Raw genomic sequence first — 17,803 nt, forward strand, 5'->3', positions numbered from 1 at the left:
TGTTGATCGCCCGGTTGCAAATATTCTCAACCTCATCGGGTGTATTGCAAAGCAGCACCTGGATGTGAAAAAAGCACAGCAGCCCTCTGATATATGTGGCGTTTCGTCTCATGTGCGTCGCAGCGAGAACGCCATGGGCAAGTATGACCTGTGACCGAATGCCGGTGCTATCGGCCGGTTACGGCGGACGCTCGCTCAGTGCGAAACACCCATAGTGCAAACACGGCGAGCAGAAGTTCAGCCGAGGCGAAGGTAACTAGCGCGCGAGTGAAGCTGTATCGGACGATCTCTCCGAAGACGAGGCTGCCCGCGCCAAAGCCGACAAAGAGCGAAAACACATTCAGTCCCATAGCCTGTCCGGGCCGCTTACCACCGAGGGACGTCACGATCCCGGCGAAGAGCGGTTGCGTGGTGTCGTAGCCGAGCGAGAGCACCATCGCCGCAAGCGGTGTCAAAAGAAGCGGCAAGTGCAATAGCAAGGCAGCGGCAGCCGTGGCGCCAAGGCACAGCCCCACCGGAATGAGAATGGAACGGCCCCACCTGTCTGCGGCACGACCGATAACAGGGCCGAGCAGAAAGCCGGGAATACCGTAACCGAGCAGCGCGAGTCCGATCCCTGTCGGCCCAAGGTGGTACTGTCGTTCGATGTAAACACCAAGCCAGGTAAATACTCCTGAATGAAACATCGAGTTCAGGAAAACATAGACATACGTGCGCTGGGCGCGGGTGGTAGTGAGCAGGGTGAGATATCCCGATGCCAGCTCACCGAGCGTGCCGCTGACGGGCGACACTGCTCTCGTGATGAGCGTTCCGTAGCGCTGGAGCAATGCCAGGGCGACGGCTCCAGATACGCCGACAATGATAAAGAGTCCTCGCCAGCCGATAATGGGTACCAGCATCGCGCCGAGCGGCGAGCCTACTGCCATGCCCCCTGCCATGGCACCGAACAACCAGCCAAGAGGCCGTCCCCGCTGTTCATAGGGGAACAGCCGGCCTACGAGCACGAGTGCGAGTGGAACGACACCGCTCGCACCGAGACCGGTTAGTATCCGCCACGTGGTAATTTGCTCGATGGACGTGGCTGTGGCCGTGGCCATCGCGAGGACAGTAAATGCTGTCAATGACGCGGAAATTACCCGGCGCACACCAAAGCGATCGGCCAGAGGGCCATAGACTAGCGTCGCCATACCATATGGAATGAGATACGCAGGTACGATCAGGGCGACGGTTTGAACTGACGTACTGAAAGTCTGAGACAGGGCGGGTATGATCGGCGCGACCATATACGCCTGAAAAAAGATGAGGAAAGTTACCGCCGCGAGCATTCGGAGAAGGCGCTCCCGTTCGTCGTGACTGGTCCGCGTCGCGAGTTGAGAGGCGCTTGTCATATTAGTTTTGCAATGGTGATTTCGACTTGGTGTTGGAGGATGTCCAAGATACGGAATAGCCGGATCCCAGACGCTCGCCGTTGATACGACGTGAATGCAGGAGACGCGTTGCTCTTCGCCGCGTTACCGCTCCAGAAACGCCGGGGCATTGATGATATCGAGCACCTCGCTGGCTACAGCCACGGCCAACGGGTTGCCACCGAACGTTGATGCATGCGTCCCGGGCTGCATGACAGACCCGACCGCTTCAGTTGCAAGGCACGCACCGATCGGGAACCCGCCACCGAGCCCCTTTGCCGCAGCGAGGATATCTGGCGTAACGTCTTCGGCCACGTAGGCAAAGACACTACCGGTCGAGACGACTCGGCAACTGTGACTTGAACGCCGATCTTAAACACATCCGCGCAGTGCTGATAGAAACAGTTGACAGCAAAAAAGTGAATGCAGGGACTAAAGAGGAATTTGCGTGGGGCATGCGTCGGGTGGTGGGGCAACTTTCGGTATTGACCTGTACCAACGGGCTCCAAGTGGCGTCAGTATTTGCGGTAGGGCATGCTGTCGACAATCGAGTGGGGATTCGAGGTAGCCCGCAACACCCGAATCGGAAGCGCCATGCGCGCCTTTTTCTGGTTTGTCGCGGCTATTGATTTTGCTGTATGGGTAGGATGATGGGTAGGCCATGGCAGGGGTGTGGGGGATCCAAACCTGGCGGGGCTTTTATCTCGAGTTGTGTCGACTCGAGCGCTGCAGTTGTCGCGTGCCGTCGGATAAGGACTATCAAAATCCGGGACGCTGCTGTTTGACCCGGCGCACCTGTTGAAAAAATGTCGAATGATCACCACACGATTCGCGTTTTTGGAAGCGCCGCTTTGAGATCGTCGACGTTCCTGGCCTGGGTGCCATACAGAACGAGTTCTCGAAGACCAGTGAGCCCTTTCAGCGCGTCGACGTCTTCGACAGGGGTGTTCGCAAGGTAGAGTTCCTGCAGACCAGTCAAGCCTCGCAGTGGATCGATGTTTCGAACCCTGGTGCGAAAGAGATTGAGCATTCGCAGGCTTTTCAGGTCTGTCAGCGCCTCGATGTTCTCGACCCGGGTGTCGGCGAGATTGAGCCTTTGCAGATGGGTGAGCCCCTTCAATGCATCGATGTTCGTCACTTGCGTGCGAGCGAGCACCAGCGTGTCCATCTGGAGCATGCCCTGCGCCGCGTCGATATCATCGACCTTCGAGCCGTCCAGCACGAGCGTCCTGAGCGAGGACATTCCTTTTAGTGCGTCGATGTCTCGCAGCGGCGTGTTCGCTAGATAGAGCGCTTGCAGACTGCGGAGCTTTTTCAACTCACTGATGCTGTCGACCTGGGTTTCGTTGAGGTCGAGCGTCTGCAAGGAGGCGAGCTGGCTGAGCGCGTCGACGTTCCGGACGTTCCTCGCGCCCCCGAGTTTGAGCGTTTCCAGATGAGGCAGATCTTCGAGCGGATTGAGATCGCGAACCTGTGTATCCCGCAGGTCGAGTTCTCGCAGATCGCGCAGGTTCTTGAGCGCGTCGAGATTCGAGACGCGGGTATCCCAGAGGTTCAGCGATTGCAGACCGGTCAGCCCTTTTAGCGCGGCGATGTTTTCGACTTCGGTGCGATGGAGCACGAGCCTTTTCAGCGAGTGCATTTCCTTCAGGGCGTCGATGTTCCAGACGGGCGTGTCCGTCAGGTCAAGCGATTCCAGATCGTCCAGTTCCTTCAGCGAATCGACGTTATCGATCTGGGTACCTCGCAGATTCAGTTCGATCTTGCGGTCGGAATTCTTTAGATGTGGCAAAGCGGCCGCGACCTGAGATGCCGTCATTGTCGGTTTCGCCCGCAACGCCAGGCATTCCGAGTCGGGCTTGGCTGTCGACGCGTCGCTGTCGTTGCAGGTGCCTTTGATGAATCCCAGTTCGCTCAGCGCCCGTTCATCCGGGCTCTTGTGGAACGGGTTGAAGAGCAGTAGCAAAACGCCGAGCAACAGCACGATTGCGCCGCCGATGGCCCAAGGCTTGATGATTCGCGGCAAGGACGGGTTCTGACCTTCAGCGGTTGAGTTCGTGGTTGACGGCGGAGTTTCGGGCACGGCGGGCTCCCGTAGTACAGGCTTCCTCCTTTATACACGAAGAGCGGGGCGCATTCCGCCCAGACAACGTCGCTCTTCGCGCTACGCGTGAGAGCCAGCGACACGTTCTGCCAGCCTGGCGTCGCAGCTCGAATGAATGTGCAAGTGCTTCTTGTGCGGGAACGCGTAGTTGTAGGCGGCTTCCTGATATTCCCGCCTCTATCGCCGTGAATGTCATGGCTTCACTACACGCGGATGCGTACTTTCGACCGAAATAGCAGCACTCCCCCGCGGTATGGCATTGGACAAGCGAAGGTACTGAAACTGGCTAGACACGCGACGCCAGAAGTCTGATGCCGGCAATCCCGAATACTACGGCCAGGCATCCTTCCAGGGCACGACGGGTCCGCACGTACAACCTGCGAGCCGAGTCCGTTGAAAACAGTATGGCGTAACCGCCGAACACCAGACATCCGATGGCCGCACAACCTACGATTACAGCACTATGGGCTGATCCCGTGCTGTTCGACGATAGAGCAACAATTGAAACCCACACGAGGATAGCTTTTGGATTAGTGAGATGGAGCATCACTCCGCGGGAGTAGACGCTCGTCAATGTCGGTGTTCGTTCCACGTTCAGTATGGATTCAGCCGCTGTCGCGAGCGCATTGCGTCCGGATTTGAAGGCTAGCCACAGGAGATATAGACCACCAAAAATCTTGACTGCAATGATGAATTGAGAATAGGCGATCAGGGCGGCCGAGACGCCTAGCGTTGCCACCGTCGCCCAAAACATCGACCCCGAGATGACACCGAGTGCGAACATCAACGCCGCTTTCCGGCCGTGACTGGCCGCGATGGACATAATTGCAAGGTTGCTCGGCCCGGGACTCGCGGTGCCAACGAAATACGCTGCATAGGCAAGCAGCAGGTTTGTCGAGAAATAGGCGTTTCCAGTCATGTTTTGGTTCCGGAAATGGAAAGTCGCCTAATTGTCGGGCTTTGCCGAAACGAGCGGGAGTGGCAATATTGCCATCTTTCGAGGAATATCGGACATACGCGCCAGGGTTCGTCGAAAACCCGTGTTTCGCAAGCGGACCCGGGGGCGAACCAAACGGCAGATCAATGCGAACAACATCGCATGGACCCGACTAGCGCGGTTACATCGAGGAGCGCTCCGACGCATGCGCGTCGGAGCGCTTCGCACTTTAGGCGCGCAAGGGCCTTAATCCCGCGCGCACTTCGTTCGCGAAGATCATCGGTTCTTCCCATGCCGCGAAGTGCCCGCCCGTTTCGGGTTTGTTGAAGTAAATCAGGTTGTGATAGGCCTTTTCGGTCCAGGTCTTCGGCGCCTGGTAGTTTTCTCCCGGAAAGGCGCTCACAGCGGCAGGCACGTTGACGTCGGCCGCGAGGAAGAAATTCGCGTGCGACTCCCAATAGAAGCGCGCCGCCGAGATGCCGGTGTTGGTCAGCCAGTAAAGCGTGATGTCGTCGAGTATGTCGTCTCGCGTCAGCGCGCCTGCTGAATGACCGTTGACGGGATGGCCGAGCACGGCTGCGCTCAACGCCGCCGCGGGCTGGCCGTAGCCGTCACCGTGGTCGAGTAGCCAGGAAGCCAGCGCGACGGGCGAGTCGGCGAGTCCGTACAGCGTCTGCGGGCGCGTGCCCATTTCGAAAGCGTAGCCGCGCTTCTTTTTGAAGTTGGCACTCAACTGCTCATACGCGTGCATTTCCTCGTCCGATAAGCCGGCAGGCATCGCGTCGCCCGCGGCCAGCGACTTCAGGATCTCCGCCGGAACGGAGGCAGGGAAGTTCACATGAATGCCGATCAGTTCGGGTGGCGCCTGTTTGGCCATGATGTTCGTGACAATCCCGCCGAGATCGCCGCCCTGCGAAGCAAAGCGCTCATAGCCGAGGCGTTTCATCAATGTGACCCACGCGCGCGCGGTGCGCTCCGGTCCCCAGCCCGTTGTGGTAGGTCTCGCCGAAAAGCCGTAACCGGGCAATGATGGAATCACGAGATGAAAGGCATCCGAAGCCGGCGCGCCGTACGCAGTCGGATTGGCGAGCGGGTCGATGATCTTGAACTGTTCGATGATCGAGCCGGGCCAGCCGTGGGTCACGATCAACGGCATCGCGTTTTCGTGCTTCGACCGCACGTGGATGAAATGGATATCGAGTCCGTCAATCTCAGTGATGAACTGCGGATACGAATTCAGCCGCGCTTCGCATTTGCGCCAGTCGTAGCCGGTTGCCCAATATTGCGCGAGTCCCTGAATGGTGGCGAGCTGAATGCCCTGTGATTCGTCGGGCACCGTCTCGCGATCCGGCCAGCGCGTGGCCTTGATGCGGCGCCGCATGTCGACGAGCTGCGAGTCGGGGACGTGAACGCGGAATGGCCGGATCGCCGTCTTGTCGCCGTTCGCGGGTTCGGTGATCTTGCCGATTGCCGGGCTCGTTTCCGCGAAGGCGAGCCGGCTCAGCGAGCCTGCCGCGAGCGCCGCGGCCGCCATACCGACAAAGTGCCGGCGCGATGAGGATTGGGGCGTGTCTTTTGACATGGGATCGGTCTCCTGCCTTGGATCAGCGTGTTGCGTTGCGCGTGAAGTCTGCGATGTGCAGTCTCACGAAGTCATACATGCTCATGGGTTTGCGGCCCGTGAGTTCGAACAGGTCGTTCGTCATGCGGTCATACCGCCCCTGAACGTGCAGGTCGGCCATCACGGTCAGATGGTCGACGACGTGAGCGGGAATGCCGAGTTCGCGCAATTTGTCCGACCACGGCGCTACAGGCACGTTGCGGTAACGGATGGGCCGGCCGAGCGCGTCCGAAAAGACGCGCGCGGCGTGCTCGAGATCATTCGATTCGAGGCCCGTCAGGTTATAGATCCTGCCGATATGCGGCGCCGGGTCTTCGAGAATCACTGATACGGCATTTGCGACGTCAACGGCTGAAATGGGCGAAGTCTTGCTATTGCCGAGCGGCAGTGCGAGTTCGTCGTTGTCGCGCACGCCGGCTGCGCCAAGCGTCAGGAAGAAGCTCTCGAGAAACGCCGTCGGCCGTACCGTGACGACGGGCAGCCCCGACCACTGCAAGACCTGCTCGGCGAGCCAGTGCAGCTTGTGCTGGGGACTGTCGGTGGTCTCCGTGATGCTCATTTCCGTGACCGTCATCTGCGACATGTTCACGATGGCTTCGACGCCATGATGACGTGCTATCGCAGCAAAATTGGCGGTTGCTTCGAGATAGTCTGCAGAGACGGACATGCCGAAATAGATGCGCGAACACCCTTCGATCGCACGGTGCATCGAGGCGAGATCGGTCAGATCGCCGACCATGACTTCGGCGCCAAGGCGGCGCAACTCGTCCGCGCGTTCGTCTTCTTTGCGGACCAGCGCCCGCACTTTATAGCCCTTCGCGAGCAATGACGTTGTCACGTTGCGGCCAATGCCGCCAATTGCGCCTCCGGCACCCGTCACGAGAATAGGCCGATCATGGGCAGGTTTCGTTGTCATATCACATCCTTTCAAGGAAAAACTTCATTTCATTTATGTATGCATATACACACGTGTATATGAAAACGTGCGCGTGCATACGTCGATCAACGCGACGATCGGGTCATCATTCGCGGGCGCCTTGCAGAAAACCGAGCATTGTCTTCGTAACCAGCTCGGGCTGCTCCTCCTGGATAAAGTGCCCACTGTTTTCTACGTCGACGGCGCTCATATTGACCGCCTTTTCTCCGACGACCATTTTCATCCACTTGTATGCGGGACCGCCCATCACGAGAACGGGTATTTGTAGCTGTCCATAATCCTTGTTGTCGCTGACGTCCTGAGGGAAGGCCTGATACCACGCGTTGCCTGCGCGGATCGCGGCGGCGCTGTTATAGGCGTGCTCGTACACGGCGCGGTCGCGCGCGTCGACTGCTTTCTCATTCACAAGAAAGTAGTGGAAGAGCCAGTCCTGTTCAAGCCGGACGCGGCCTGCCAGCAGCTTCTCCGGCAAACCTCTGACCTGATTGAACGCGAACCACCACAGGTTCGGGCGCGCCGAACCCAGCCTGTCACCGTATCCGCCTTGGGCGGGTAGAAGCGGAAAAGTCTGCAGGCTATCGTCGGGATGCGGAAACTCCATCATCACCAGCTTGTCGGTGGCTTCCGGATAGTTCTCCGCGTAGGCGAACGCCACAGCCGAGCCGATGTCGTGTCCCGCGATCGCAACCTTGTCGTATCCAAGCGATTGCGTCAGTTCATGGATATCAGCGGCCATCGTTTTCTTGTCATAGCCGTCAACGGGTTTCGACGACGCACCCATGCCGCGCAGATCCACCACGATCACGGTGTAGTGCTCGGCGAGCGCCGGCATGATCTTGTGGAAGGTCCACCACGTTTCGGGCCAACCGGGCAGCAACACGAGCGGCTCGCCCTTGCCGCCGACCACATAATGCAGCCGTACGCCGTTCACGGTTGCATAGCCATTTCTGAATTCGGGCAGCGACTTCACCAGCGTCCCGTCCGAGACGTCAGTCTTTGCGGCCGCCTGCTTGCGCGAATGCGTTGCAACTGGCGTATCTGTTGCGGACGTCTGCGTGTAGCCTGGGGAAGCGGCCGCCATCAGCGCCGCAACGACGATACTCGCGCAGCCGGTCCTGATCATTGCTTTCAAAGCAAATTCTCCTTGGATAGAGGGGCAATTCGAAGTTCGCAGGTCATGCAGCCTGGGTGCGCAGATCGTCGGAACCCTGGTCGTTGACGATCATCGGGTGCGAAGCGCGTTCGTGAACATGCGCGGTCGGCGTACGGTCGATCATCAGACTCAGCAATTCGGGGCGGTTGTAGTGGCCGACCGAGTCCATCAGCAGTTTCCGACGGTCGATTTGCGTGAAGTCGAGATCAACAATGACTTCGCCTTCACCCGAGCGAAGCGGCTCGGCCATCAGCATGCCGTCAGGAGAGACGATCGTGGTGAAGCAGCCGCCCGAGATCGGACCGATTCCACAACCGGTGTCCTCCATGATTTGCGCCTGTTGGTCGGCATCCAGCCACGCCGTCGCGTTGACGACGAAAGCGCCGGACTCGAGCGCATGCTGGCGGATATTGATTTCCATCCGCTGGGCGAAGCCCTCACCAAAGGCCGAGCCCGGGTACATCGCCGAGTGGATCTGCTCGCCGTCGGCGATCATCGCGTAGCGGGCGAGCGGGTTATTGTGCTCGAAGCATGCGAGCTGGCCGATGCGGCCGACTGCGCTGTCGACTGCGCGCAGGCCCGAGCCATCTCCCTGGCCCCAGATCATGCGTTCGAAATGCGTCGGCGTGATCTTGCGGCGGCGCTGGATTAGCGTGCCGTCCGCATCGAAGAGCAATTGTGTGTTGTACAGCGTGCCGCCGTCGCGCTCATTGACGCCAATGGACACGACCATGCCGGCCTTTCGCGCGGCTTCGCCGATCGCGTCGGTAGCAGCGGACGGCACAGTCACAGCCTGTTCGAGCAGGCGCAGATGTTCGGTGCCCGACAGAAGCTCGATGCCCGTCTGGACGGCCGCAAAGTAAGGGTAATAAGGCACGACCGTTTCGGGGAAGGTGGCGAACTGCACGCCCTTCTGGCCCAGTTCGTGGATCTTCTGCACGACCTTGGCGACGGTTGCTTCACGGCTATAGAGCACCGGGCTGAACTGGACGGCGGCGGCTTTGACGACTTTCATGACAAACTCCTTGACGAGGGGGAAGGGGTACCAGGCGTTGGTCAATCTTGCATATGCAACATCGACCGAAAAATTTCAGACCGTGCGCAGCGGCAATTTGCGCGCGATATTCATGAGTTCATGGGCGCAGCCTTCGCCGAGGAGGCGCGTCGCGTGGCTCTGTGCAGCCGACCACGCGCTCGCGGCGGTTTTGAGCAGCGCCTTGCCTTCGTGCGTGAGCGAGAGAGGGCGGCTTCGACCATCGCTTGCCGGGACGCCCTCGGCAACCCAGCCCTGCGCGATCAGCGGCTGCAAATTCCTTGTCAGCGTCGAGCGCTCGTGATGATTCCGTCGGCCCAGATCTGAGCGGCTGATAGGCCCGAACTCCGCGATCAGCACGAGCAATGAGAACTGCGGCGCTACGACGCCGAACGGACGCAACGCATCGTCATAAACGGAGGTCAAGACGCGGGAGATCTGCCGGGCGCGCGTCAGCAGACAATTGCGCGCGATCTGGCTGCTCAGCGGTTCATCCGCGGTGCGGTCCAGTTCAACGGTTCCGTTCGACTCGTGTTGCATATGCACTACCTCGGTAAGCCCAGTTTTTTGCGGTGCGATGTTTTGCTCGCGATGGGCGTATTTGAGCGGATGAACGTATCCCGCTTGTGTCCGAAAGTCGCTTGTGTGTAAGCGTGCGTATCCCTATCTGGTGTAGATACGCTGCGATACAAAAGGGCAGTGCGGGGAAAGAGGGAGGGAAATGACGAGGGCTGCGGCGTGATGATCTCGCGAGGCCTCAGCCGCCGTTGCGGCCTGACTCGGTTTCTATATTCTCCGCCGCGGCACGCGAGAACCGCATTTGATATTCACTCGGCGACAACCCGGTCTTGCGCTTGAACAATTGCCGAAATGTGCTGATATCGCCATAACCGACCCGCTGACTCACCGCCTCAAGCCCAATTGGCCGCGTTTCCAGCAACCTTTTCGCGACCTCGATGCGCAGATTCTGCAGATACGTCAACGGTGCGAGCCCGACGGCTTCCTTGAAACGGCGATTGAGCGTGCGTTCGCTGACAGCAAGCGACGCCGCCAGATCGCTCAACCGGAATCCCTGCTGCAACGTAGCCTCCATCTGCTGTTGGGCGCGCGCGACGAGCGTGTCGGTATGCCCATGTTCGTCGAGAAGCGTTGCAAAGGAAGCCTGCGACGTCCGGTTCATGTCGATCAACAGCGCCTTCGCGGTCATCGTGGCGAGTTCTTCGCCGGCGAATGTTTCGACGAGCCGCACCGCGAGATTCAGATACGACGTCACGGAACCGCCCGAGATGATGCCGTCTTGCGCGATCAGCAGTTCCTGTGCGCGAACTTCGACACGCGGATAGCGGCGCGCGAAGTCCGCGGCTCTCGCCCAGTGCGTCGTTGCGGCGCGGCCATCCAGCAGGCCCGCCTCGGCGAGCAGGTAGTTGGCCGTGCAATAAGCCGCCAGCACGGCACCTGCCTTGCGTTGACGCCGCAGTGCGGAAGACAGCGCGTTCAACTGCTCGCGGCGCCCGATGAACTCGTCGATGTTCGAGAAAAACGGTGCCGTCAGCAGAACGGCGTCCGCCCGTTTGCGCGGGTCGATCTTGCCGTCGACGTGAATGGTCTGGCCCGACGCAGCCGTGACGGGTTGCCCGTCGAGAGATTCCACGCGCCATGCAAACACGGGCGCGGATGTCGTGCCCGGTGCAGCCTTGCGCGCATGGAACTGATTGGCCGCGCTGAAGACGTCAACAGGGCCCGCGACGCCGGACGCGAGGATTCCGTCATAGACCCAGATGCGGACGATGGCCATTGCGTGTCTGAAATTCCCTGAATAATGGCGATGCTGCCACTTTCGGCCGCACGAGTAAACCCCGATCATGGCCACATCCAATGACCTGAAAGCAGGAGCAGCACCATGCCAATGATCGATGCACTGTGGCCCGAAGACGCCTTGACGCCCGAGGCCGAAGCGCGCCTCGTCAAGGAACTGACCGACATCCTCATCAAGGCGGAAGGGTACGATCCCGCCAATCCGATCGCACAGCGTGTCACCGTGTTCCATCTTCATCGGCCTGCTGCGATCTACATCGGCGGCGAACGCACGAACACGATACGCTACCGGATCATTCCGTCTGCACCCGAAGGGCAATACACCGACGAATCGCGTCGCTCGCTCGTCAGAAACGTCACGGAAGCGGTGGCGCGCGCGGAGAACCGGCCGTTCGATGACGTCGCGCCGCGCGTCTGGGTCTTCCCGATCGAGATTCCGGATGGCGCCTGGGGCACACGCGGCGCGATCTGGATGCTGCCCGATATTCATGCGCTCCTGGCGGGCGAGTCTGAGCGCGGCGCGGGCGTTGGACGCCTCGCGCGACGCCGCCTCGAAAAGGCGCGCGTCACGCTCGAAGCAACGCTCGATGCCGCTAGCGCAGGCATGACGAGCAAACCGTAACTGGAGCCCCAGCATGAAATTCAACGACACAGCCCCCGTGCTGGCGCCCGCAGGCGGTCCGCCGCTCTGGCTGGCGAGGCTCGCCGAAAGCGCGACGCTCGAAGCCACCGTCCTGAAGCGTCCGATCGAGGGACGAGCCGATATTCTCTCCGTGATCAAACACGCGATTTCGCTCTACGAATTCCAGCATCACAGCTACAAGGGCGAGATCGGCAACGGTTTGTACATGGAATCCTATCGGTCGCAGATCGAGGGCGTGTCGATCGAAACGGTGGTCGTCGCGCATCTGAACGAACAGGGCGAGACGGATTCCGTGGTCATCAATCATCGCCCGCTCAACGCAGCGCTGCTGTTTTCGAAACGGATGTGGGAACGCGTCGATGAGCGCTTCCGCGATTGCTATCTGACGGGACCAGAAGCCGCAGCGCTGGATACGGCATCGGGTGTGGCCTCGCGCCAGCCTCCTTGTATTGAAGAGTTGCCGTAACTTTCACATGCGTGGGCTTGCTGCCGCCGCCGATCTTGCCCAACTGGCCGGAATCTCCGCCGACATGTCGGTGCTGGACGTTGCATGAAACGCTTTCTTCTTAATTTGACAACAGCCTCTGTGCTGGCAGCTTCTGCTGGAGTTTCCATGGCGCAAACCACTCCGATGCCAACCACGCCAACCACGAAGATATTGGCAATTGGCACCTTTCCACCGGGCACGGACATGCAACTTGTCCAACGCATTCTTCCGACCGAAGTTCGCGATACGGCGCAACTCTACCTCGAGGGCAAGATTGACCAGTGGTATTCACTGCAGGACCGGGCTGGGGTGGCGTTCATCCTGAACGTTACGGACGTCAGTCAAGCGCATGAAATGCTTGAGGCACTTCCCTTGGGGAAAGCGCACTTAATGACATTCTCGCTGCTCCCAATCGGCCCACTGAAGCCGTTGAGTCAGCTTTTGAATCCGCCGTCTCCCCAGTAGAAAGCGCTAGAGCGTACTGGGCCTGCGTTTCAACTGACTCGTCGAATACTCAGCGGACGTCCGTTCTGCACTCGATTGCGGACGGTTCTGGTGCGAAAGACGAGGGGCCGATCCGGGTCGAGAGTGTGAGTTCGCCGATGCAGGAAGCTGCCTTCCGCCATGACGCTCATGGTCGTTCATCGAGGCGGAGTAACGCGGGTGACAGGAAGCAGCCCATGACCGCGGACAGGATAATGAAAATCGAGGCCGCATCGACGAGCAGTCCGAAGCGCACGAAAATAAAGAAGCAGCACAGAAGATTCAGCAGATGCAGGCCTATACCCAGAGCGGCGACGCCCTTGGGTACGGCTCTGATGAGCGCCGCGAACCGGGATCGGGGGCGAGGCACATACCAGATGATCAGCAGCCCGAACGTCATGATGAAGGCGCATTCTGCCCATTTCAGCCAGGTGGGGCGGCGCAGAAACCGTCCCTCGACAATCGTCTCGATGACCTGCGCCTGAATCTCGATACCCGGCACCAGTTCCCCCAGCGCCGTCGTGCGCATGTCAGTCACGCCGGCACCGGTCAGTCCGACCAGCACCAGTTTGTCCCGGATCCGTTCCGGATCGACTAATCCCTGCATGACGTCGCGTGCCGACACGTAGCGGCTCAGCGTCGACCGAATAGAAGCGAAATGCAACCAGATATCCCCTCCGGGCTGCGTGGGCACCAGCACATCGGCGACCCCCACCGCTTCTACGCCCGATGTATCCGCAAAGACGTCAATCGCCGATGAATCCGTGGCGAGGCGGAGCATTTCCATCGGCAGACCGGGGACCAGTTTCTCCCTCAACCCCGTGACGAGCGGAATATGCCGGACTACGCCTTGTTCGAGCGCTACGCTCAGCATCGCCTGTCCGTGGGCCGCAGCCTGCAGTTCCGGCAGGCTGCCGAGAACATAATTGAAACGCTGCACGTAGCCCAGCGGGTCGGTGCCATGAACGCGGATCGGCGCGCTTCGCAGATCGGTGCGGGTGCCGAAGGCAGCATGATCGAGCGCCGCGGCACCCAGTATGGTCGGCGCTGCGCGCAACGATCTCGCGAGAATGGCTTCGTGACTGGGCAGGGTCCGCAAGCCGGCGGCCAGCGCCGCAGCCGTTTCTGGCAGATTGCCAGCCACCTTGTCGGGAGAAGTCTGATCGGGCTCCGGCATGTAAATGTCGAGACCGATCGCCAGCGGTTTCAGTGCCGCGATGGCATCGATCAGGCTCGCGAGTCGATTGCGCGGCCAGGGCCATTGACCGGCGGTTGCGAGCGTCTCCTCATCAATCTCGACAATGGTCACCGGCTGAGCCGTCGGAATCCGTGGGTAGTGACGTTGATACTGGTCGAACAGAATTTGCCGGGCTGTTTTAAAGGAGTCGGGAAGCGTCTCATCGAGCGTGTCTACGAAAGCTGGACGTGCTATGTCGCTCGGCCATTCGCTGCACAGGTTGAGCAGGCTCAGGCCGAACAACACCACCAGTGCCACCGGACGCCCCTGGGCGACCTTCAGCAGATTCCTGATCCGGGCGTGCCATGGGTCGAAATAGCGTTTCATCGACGGAAAGGCCATTCAGCGCCGATGACTGGCGCGGATCATTGGATTGTGATGACTGCGCGCCGGTTCATGCGATTGGGAACACCATCTGCCGTGGGCACCAGTGGCTCGCGCTTGCCCCGGGCCGCGGTCTCTATTTGCCGGGCAGGGATGCCTTGCTTGATCAGGAACGCTGCAACCGTCTTCGCCCGCTGCATGGAAAGTTGGTCATTGAATTCCTGAGAGCCCGCCAGATCAGTATGACCGACCACCACGAGCTGCGGCGCGGGCCACGTCGCCAGGACGGCTTTTAGCTGTTTAACCGTGGCCGACGACTCAGGGGCCAATTCGGTGGCGGAATCAAATAGAAAAAAGATCGTGAATGCCATGGGGCGTGGCGGCCGGGCCGCAAGTAGCTCGCCATATCGTGTCTCCACAGTGGATTGGCTATCCATCGTTTTCTCGATGGCGCCGCCCTTGGTGACGTCGACCCCGGCGTAGGCCTTGTCTATTTTCTGCTCTCCTGTGGCGCTGTGGACAATGACCGCTCCGACTTTGCCATCGGGATCCGGCAATAGAATAATTTTGTCCGGCGTGCTGCAGCCGGCGAAGAACGGCAGCAGGATGCATGCCGCGGCAAAGGCTAGCCCGTGATGTCGAATTGCAGCCTTCAACGTGCCTCTCCCTTTTATTTATCGCCGACTTCGATGATGAATTCGGTGCCGCGCACGCCCAGCGTGGTAGTCGGCGTGCTGAAGCGGACCGCGTCCGGATTCGCCTTCGCCAACTTCCCGGAAATCACAGCCAGGGAACCGCGTTTGATGGAGGCGTCGAGCACCCCGTCATGGGTCGTGGTGTTGAACGCGAATTTGTTGAGCTCGAGGATGGTATTGGCGCCGGCAGAGAGTTGGGTGGCGTCCCGCAGCGTGATACCGACGGAAGATTCCGGGCCGGTCACGATGCGATCGCTGCCGTAAACCTCGCTGCCGATGGCCGCACCCGAACTTCCTCCAGCCCGTTCGATCTGCACCGTGCCCTTAAGGGTCTTCACGACGCCGGCAGCATCGGCGGCAAGTACATTCGCGACAGCCATGCACCAGCAGGCAAGAATCAAGGCATATTTGATGGCTCGAAGACGCATCGGTGGCACCTGATTGCGTGAAGTTGCTTTCCGCGGTGTAGCGCGGGGCCCCGATGTCGACCTGGTGTCGTGAGCGATCATTCCCCCATTGCTCGTAGAGCTGGGGCTTGTGAAGGACATGCAGAAATACGGCTCTCGGATGTCCGGTGGAGATCTGTGTGCTGCACCGAACAGAGTATGGGTTCGATTTAGATGACTCTGTGCGCTTCCGCGCATATCGTCAGACACTTCTTTGGCAGCCGGCTGGAGGATGGCGCAGGAAAGAGGCTGCGCATCGACAGCCATGCCACGTGAACTCAGCGCAGACTTCTAACCTGGCTCGGCGTGACATCTCCGGTAAATCGATTGCCGAAATGGGTTCTCGTGTAGTTGACGACAGCAGCGACCTGATTGTCATCCATTTCGTCGCCAAAGGATGGCATCGCCTTTCGGCCGTGCAGTACGTTGAGGATGACGTAGGGTGCTGCTTCGACTGCCGGGTTGTCAGCAAGCGCCGGGTAGTGACCCGCGCCCTGGGCGCCTTTTCCATCCGGCATATGACATCCCGCACAGGTAGCGTTGTAAAGCGCTTCACCGTTTTCTTCGGTGAAGCGGTAGTCCGGTGAAATCGTGAAGGTGCGTGGTGCGTCCTGTGCCACGGCCGGAACCGACACCGTCGCGGCTCCCATCAGCAAGGAAATCAGCATCACGCTGAGGATCAGCGGTGGCCTATCCATTGACGATTCTCCGATGCAACCGGGTGATCGCATCCAGCGACGACAGCACGGCGCCTTCCTGCCATGCCGGGATATGGGAAGCGTGCTCTCCGGCAAGGACGATCCGTCCGTCGATCTGACAGAGATTCGCGTAATGCGCTTCTCTCAACGCATCAGTCCATGCGGCGAAGCAGCCATTCGTGAACGGCGATCGGCTCCAGCTCATCGCGAAGCCGTTCTGGTACTCGCGCGCGTACTGCGGATGAATCTGGCTGCCTTGGCTCAATGCCACCGCGATCCGTTCGGCAGGGGGCAGCGCACCCATCTCATAGCTGGCGGGGCCCCACATGTAGGCGCCGAGCAGCACCGCAGGACCGGTCGATCCGTAACCTGTTGCCGGATAGCCGATCGTCGAGATCGGCAGGTCGGTATGCGTGATGCCGCCGTAGATCTGCTCGTCTTCTTCCCAGAATCGCCGGCCGAATTGCAACCCGATTTTCACCGATGTCTCGTAAGGCACCGCATCGATCGCGGCGCGCATGGCCGGGCCGACCGCAATGTCGATCTGACTCAGAATCGAGAGCGGGATGGTGCACACCAGCCAATCCGCGTGCGCGTTCCGTTCGGTTCGGGTGGTCGTATCGGTGTAGCGCACTGTGACGCCTTGCTCGTCCTGCAAGATGGCCGTGACTCTTGCGTTGAACACTACAGCGCTCGCGACCTGCGAATAAAGCGCGTGGGCGATCCTGTCCATGCCGCCGACGGGCTGGAAAATGGCACTCTGGTAGTCCAGCTCGTTTCCAGACGAGAGCCATTGCCACAAACGCGATGCAAGCAAGGGGTCGCGTGGGAGCAGATTCGACGGCACCGCCTCGGGCATCAGCCCGCCGCCATCCGCGGTCGCGAATCCGCGGCGTTCACTGCTTCGCCGGCCCGCCTGGTAGCTCCCATCCCGACCGAGCGCACCCCATTGGCGCAGGGATTCGAGTAGCAGATGCGCATCTTCGACTGACAACGCATCATCGAGCGCGTCCTTGCGGATTGCTTTGGAAAGCAGCTCGGCGATATAGCCTTGATAGTCGGTCTGCACCGCCCGGAATCGTTGCGGCTTGCCATCGAAAGCCTCCGCCGAATGCAGGTATGCGTTGTAATTGACCTGGATGAACGGCTCGAGCGACACCTTCAGACGTTTTGCATAATCGAGTACGCCCTGGTGGTGATACGGAATGCGCCACGGCCCTGGGTTCAGATAAAGCCCGTCGGCGAAATCGCAGGACTGGGTGGCACCGCCGAGTTCGGTATAACGATCACCGCCCCTGACAGTCCAGGCCCGACCACCTGCGCGGTTGTTGTATTCGAGCACCTGCACGTGGTAGCCCGCGTTCCTCAACTCAAAGGCCGCGACGAGGCCAGCCATGCCCGCACCGAGCACGAGAATTCGCGTTCCTTTGGGTGCGCCGTCGAGTCTGATCGGTCCGGCGTAGGTCGAGGTAGCGGCGAACCCAAGCGTGCCCATGCCTTGCATCATGGCGGCCGCGCCGAGGTTCTTGCCGATCAGCGTCAGCAGGTGCCGGCGGCTCATCGCATTGGCGGTCATTCTCGACATAAGGACGTTGTGCCCCGACTGGAGAGAAACGATGGCGAACGAAATCGGATGGCATCCCAGATTGCAAAGGCCCGAGTCATCTGGATTTGTATGCCTGGGGATTGCGTTTGGGCGTATTGCAATGGACTAGTTCATTTTATGCGAGTCCCCTTCTATGAGCAGGAAGTTGTCAAGGCCTTTCGCGAACTCCCCGTTTTGT

17 protein-coding genes and 1 pseudogene are annotated in these 17,803 nt (G+C 60.0%); 3 read left to right on the plus strand and 15 right to left on the minus strand.

All coding sequences use genetic code 11. From position 1 onward, the window contains the following. Positions 1-167 precede the first annotated feature (167 nt). The 10 genes and pseudogenes from M0D67_RS39235 to M0D67_RS39280 form a co-directional block, all read right to left on the minus strand. Positions 168-1,325, minus strand: coding sequence for an MFS transporter (locus tag M0D67_RS39235; RefSeq protein WP_266242806.1), 1,158 nt, complete (start codon positions 1,323-1,325; stop codon positions 168-170). Between the two features lie 186 nt (positions 1,326-1,511). Next, a pseudogene (locus M0D67_RS39240) lies at positions 1,512-1,733 on the minus strand (aminotransferase class III-fold pyridoxal phosphate-dependent enzyme); the annotation flags it as partial. Positions 1,734-2,223: 490 nt separating this feature from the next. Then, on the minus strand, positions 2,224-3,489 hold the full coding sequence (locus M0D67_RS39245) for a leucine-rich repeat domain-containing protein (RefSeq protein WP_266242809.1): 1,266 nt from the start codon (positions 3,487-3,489) through the stop codon (positions 2,224-2,226). Between the two features lie 307 nt (positions 3,490-3,796). Next, positions 3,797-4,429 (minus strand): LysE family translocator, encoded by a 633-nt coding sequence (locus tag M0D67_RS39250; protein WP_266242811.1) that lies wholly within the window; start codon positions 4,427-4,429, stop codon positions 3,797-3,799. Between the two features lie 247 nt (positions 4,430-4,676). After that, positions 4,677-6,029: an alpha/beta fold hydrolase gene (locus M0D67_RS39255; protein ID WP_266242813.1), complete on the minus strand. Its 1,353-nt coding sequence runs from the start codon at positions 6,027-6,029 to the stop codon at positions 4,677-4,679. A gap of 22 nt (positions 6,030-6,051) precedes the next feature. After that, a complete protein-coding gene (locus M0D67_RS39260; RefSeq protein WP_266242814.1) occupies positions 6,052-6,984 on the minus strand; it encodes an NAD(P)H-binding protein in 933 nt (310 codons plus the stop codon). Between the two features lie 106 nt (positions 6,985-7,090). Further along, entirely contained in the window at positions 7,091-8,128 is a 1,038-nt protein-coding gene (locus tag M0D67_RS39265; RefSeq protein WP_266242842.1) for an alpha/beta fold hydrolase, read from the minus strand. Between the two features lie 52 nt (positions 8,129-8,180). Continuing rightward, the gene (locus tag M0D67_RS39270) at positions 8,181-9,173 is read right to left on the minus strand and encodes a carbon-nitrogen hydrolase family protein (protein ID WP_266242816.1); all 993 of its coding nucleotides are present in this window, start codon (positions 9,171-9,173) and stop codon (positions 8,181-8,183) included. A gap of 75 nt (positions 9,174-9,248) precedes the next feature. Then, positions 9,249-9,731: a MarR family winged helix-turn-helix transcriptional regulator gene (locus M0D67_RS39275; protein WP_266242818.1), complete on the minus strand. Its 483-nt coding sequence runs from the start codon at positions 9,729-9,731 to the stop codon at positions 9,249-9,251. A 217-nt stretch (positions 9,732-9,948) separates the two neighbouring features. Then, on the minus strand, positions 9,949-10,986 hold the full coding sequence (locus tag M0D67_RS39280; RefSeq protein ID WP_266242820.1) for a GlxA family transcriptional regulator: 1,038 nt from the start codon (positions 10,984-10,986) through the stop codon (positions 9,949-9,951). A 105-nt stretch (positions 10,987-11,091) separates the two neighbouring features. Here M0D67_RS39280 and M0D67_RS39285 point away from each other — a divergent pair, with 105 nt between their 5' ends. The 3 genes from M0D67_RS39285 (at position 11,092) to M0D67_RS39295 (ending at position 12,601) form a co-directional block, all read left to right on the plus strand. Beyond that, the gene (locus tag M0D67_RS39285; RefSeq protein WP_266242823.1) at positions 11,092-11,628 is read left to right on the plus strand and encodes a Tautomerase enzyme; all 537 of its coding nucleotides are present in this window, start codon (positions 11,092-11,094) and stop codon (positions 11,626-11,628) included. 13 nt (positions 11,629-11,641) lie between these two features. After that, complete coding sequence (locus M0D67_RS39290; RefSeq protein ID WP_266242824.1) at positions 11,642-12,115, plus strand: hypothetical protein; 474 nt, start codon at positions 11,642-11,644, stop codon at positions 12,113-12,115. Positions 12,116-12,199: 84 nt separating this feature from the next. Further along, positions 12,200-12,601, plus strand: coding sequence for a hypothetical protein (locus M0D67_RS39295; RefSeq protein ID WP_266242826.1), 402 nt, complete (start codon positions 12,200-12,202; stop codon positions 12,599-12,601). Positions 12,602-12,767: 166 nt separating this feature from the next. On the opposite strand, the gene M0D67_RS39300 is transcribed toward M0D67_RS39295, so the two are convergent. The 5 genes from M0D67_RS39300 to M0D67_RS39320 form a co-directional block, all read right to left on the minus strand. Next, positions 12,768-14,183 carry a CHASE2 domain-containing protein gene (locus M0D67_RS39300; RefSeq protein WP_154558274.1) on the minus strand — a complete coding sequence of 472 codons (1,416 nt, stop codon included), beginning with the start codon at positions 14,181-14,183 and terminating at the stop codon, positions 12,768-12,770. A 38-nt stretch (positions 14,184-14,221) separates the two neighbouring features. Then, a complete protein-coding gene (locus tag M0D67_RS39305; protein ID WP_266242829.1) occupies positions 14,222-14,836 on the minus strand; it encodes an OmpA family protein in 615 nt (204 codons plus the stop codon). 14 nt (positions 14,837-14,850) lie between these two features. Then, positions 14,851-15,303 carry a FecR domain-containing protein gene (locus tag M0D67_RS39310; protein ID WP_266242832.1) on the minus strand — a complete coding sequence of 151 codons (453 nt, stop codon included), beginning with the start codon at positions 15,301-15,303 and terminating at the stop codon, positions 14,851-14,853. 296 nt (positions 15,304-15,599) lie between these two features. Continuing rightward, positions 15,600-16,019 (minus strand): cytochrome c, encoded by a 420-nt coding sequence (locus M0D67_RS39315; protein WP_266242834.1) that lies wholly within the window; start codon positions 16,017-16,019, stop codon positions 15,600-15,602. After that, entirely contained in the window at positions 16,012-17,604 is a 1,593-nt protein-coding gene (locus tag M0D67_RS39320) for a flavin monoamine oxidase family protein (protein ID WP_266242836.1), read from the minus strand. The genes M0D67_RS39315 and M0D67_RS39320 overlap by 8 nt, the downstream gene beginning before the upstream one ends. Positions 17,605-17,803: the final 199 nt, after the last annotated feature.

It is taken from the genome of Paraburkholderia sp. SECH4 (assembly GCF_030511745.1).
GTDB lineage: Bacteria > Pseudomonadota > Gammaproteobacteria > Burkholderiales > Burkholderiaceae > Paraburkholderia > Paraburkholderia madseniana.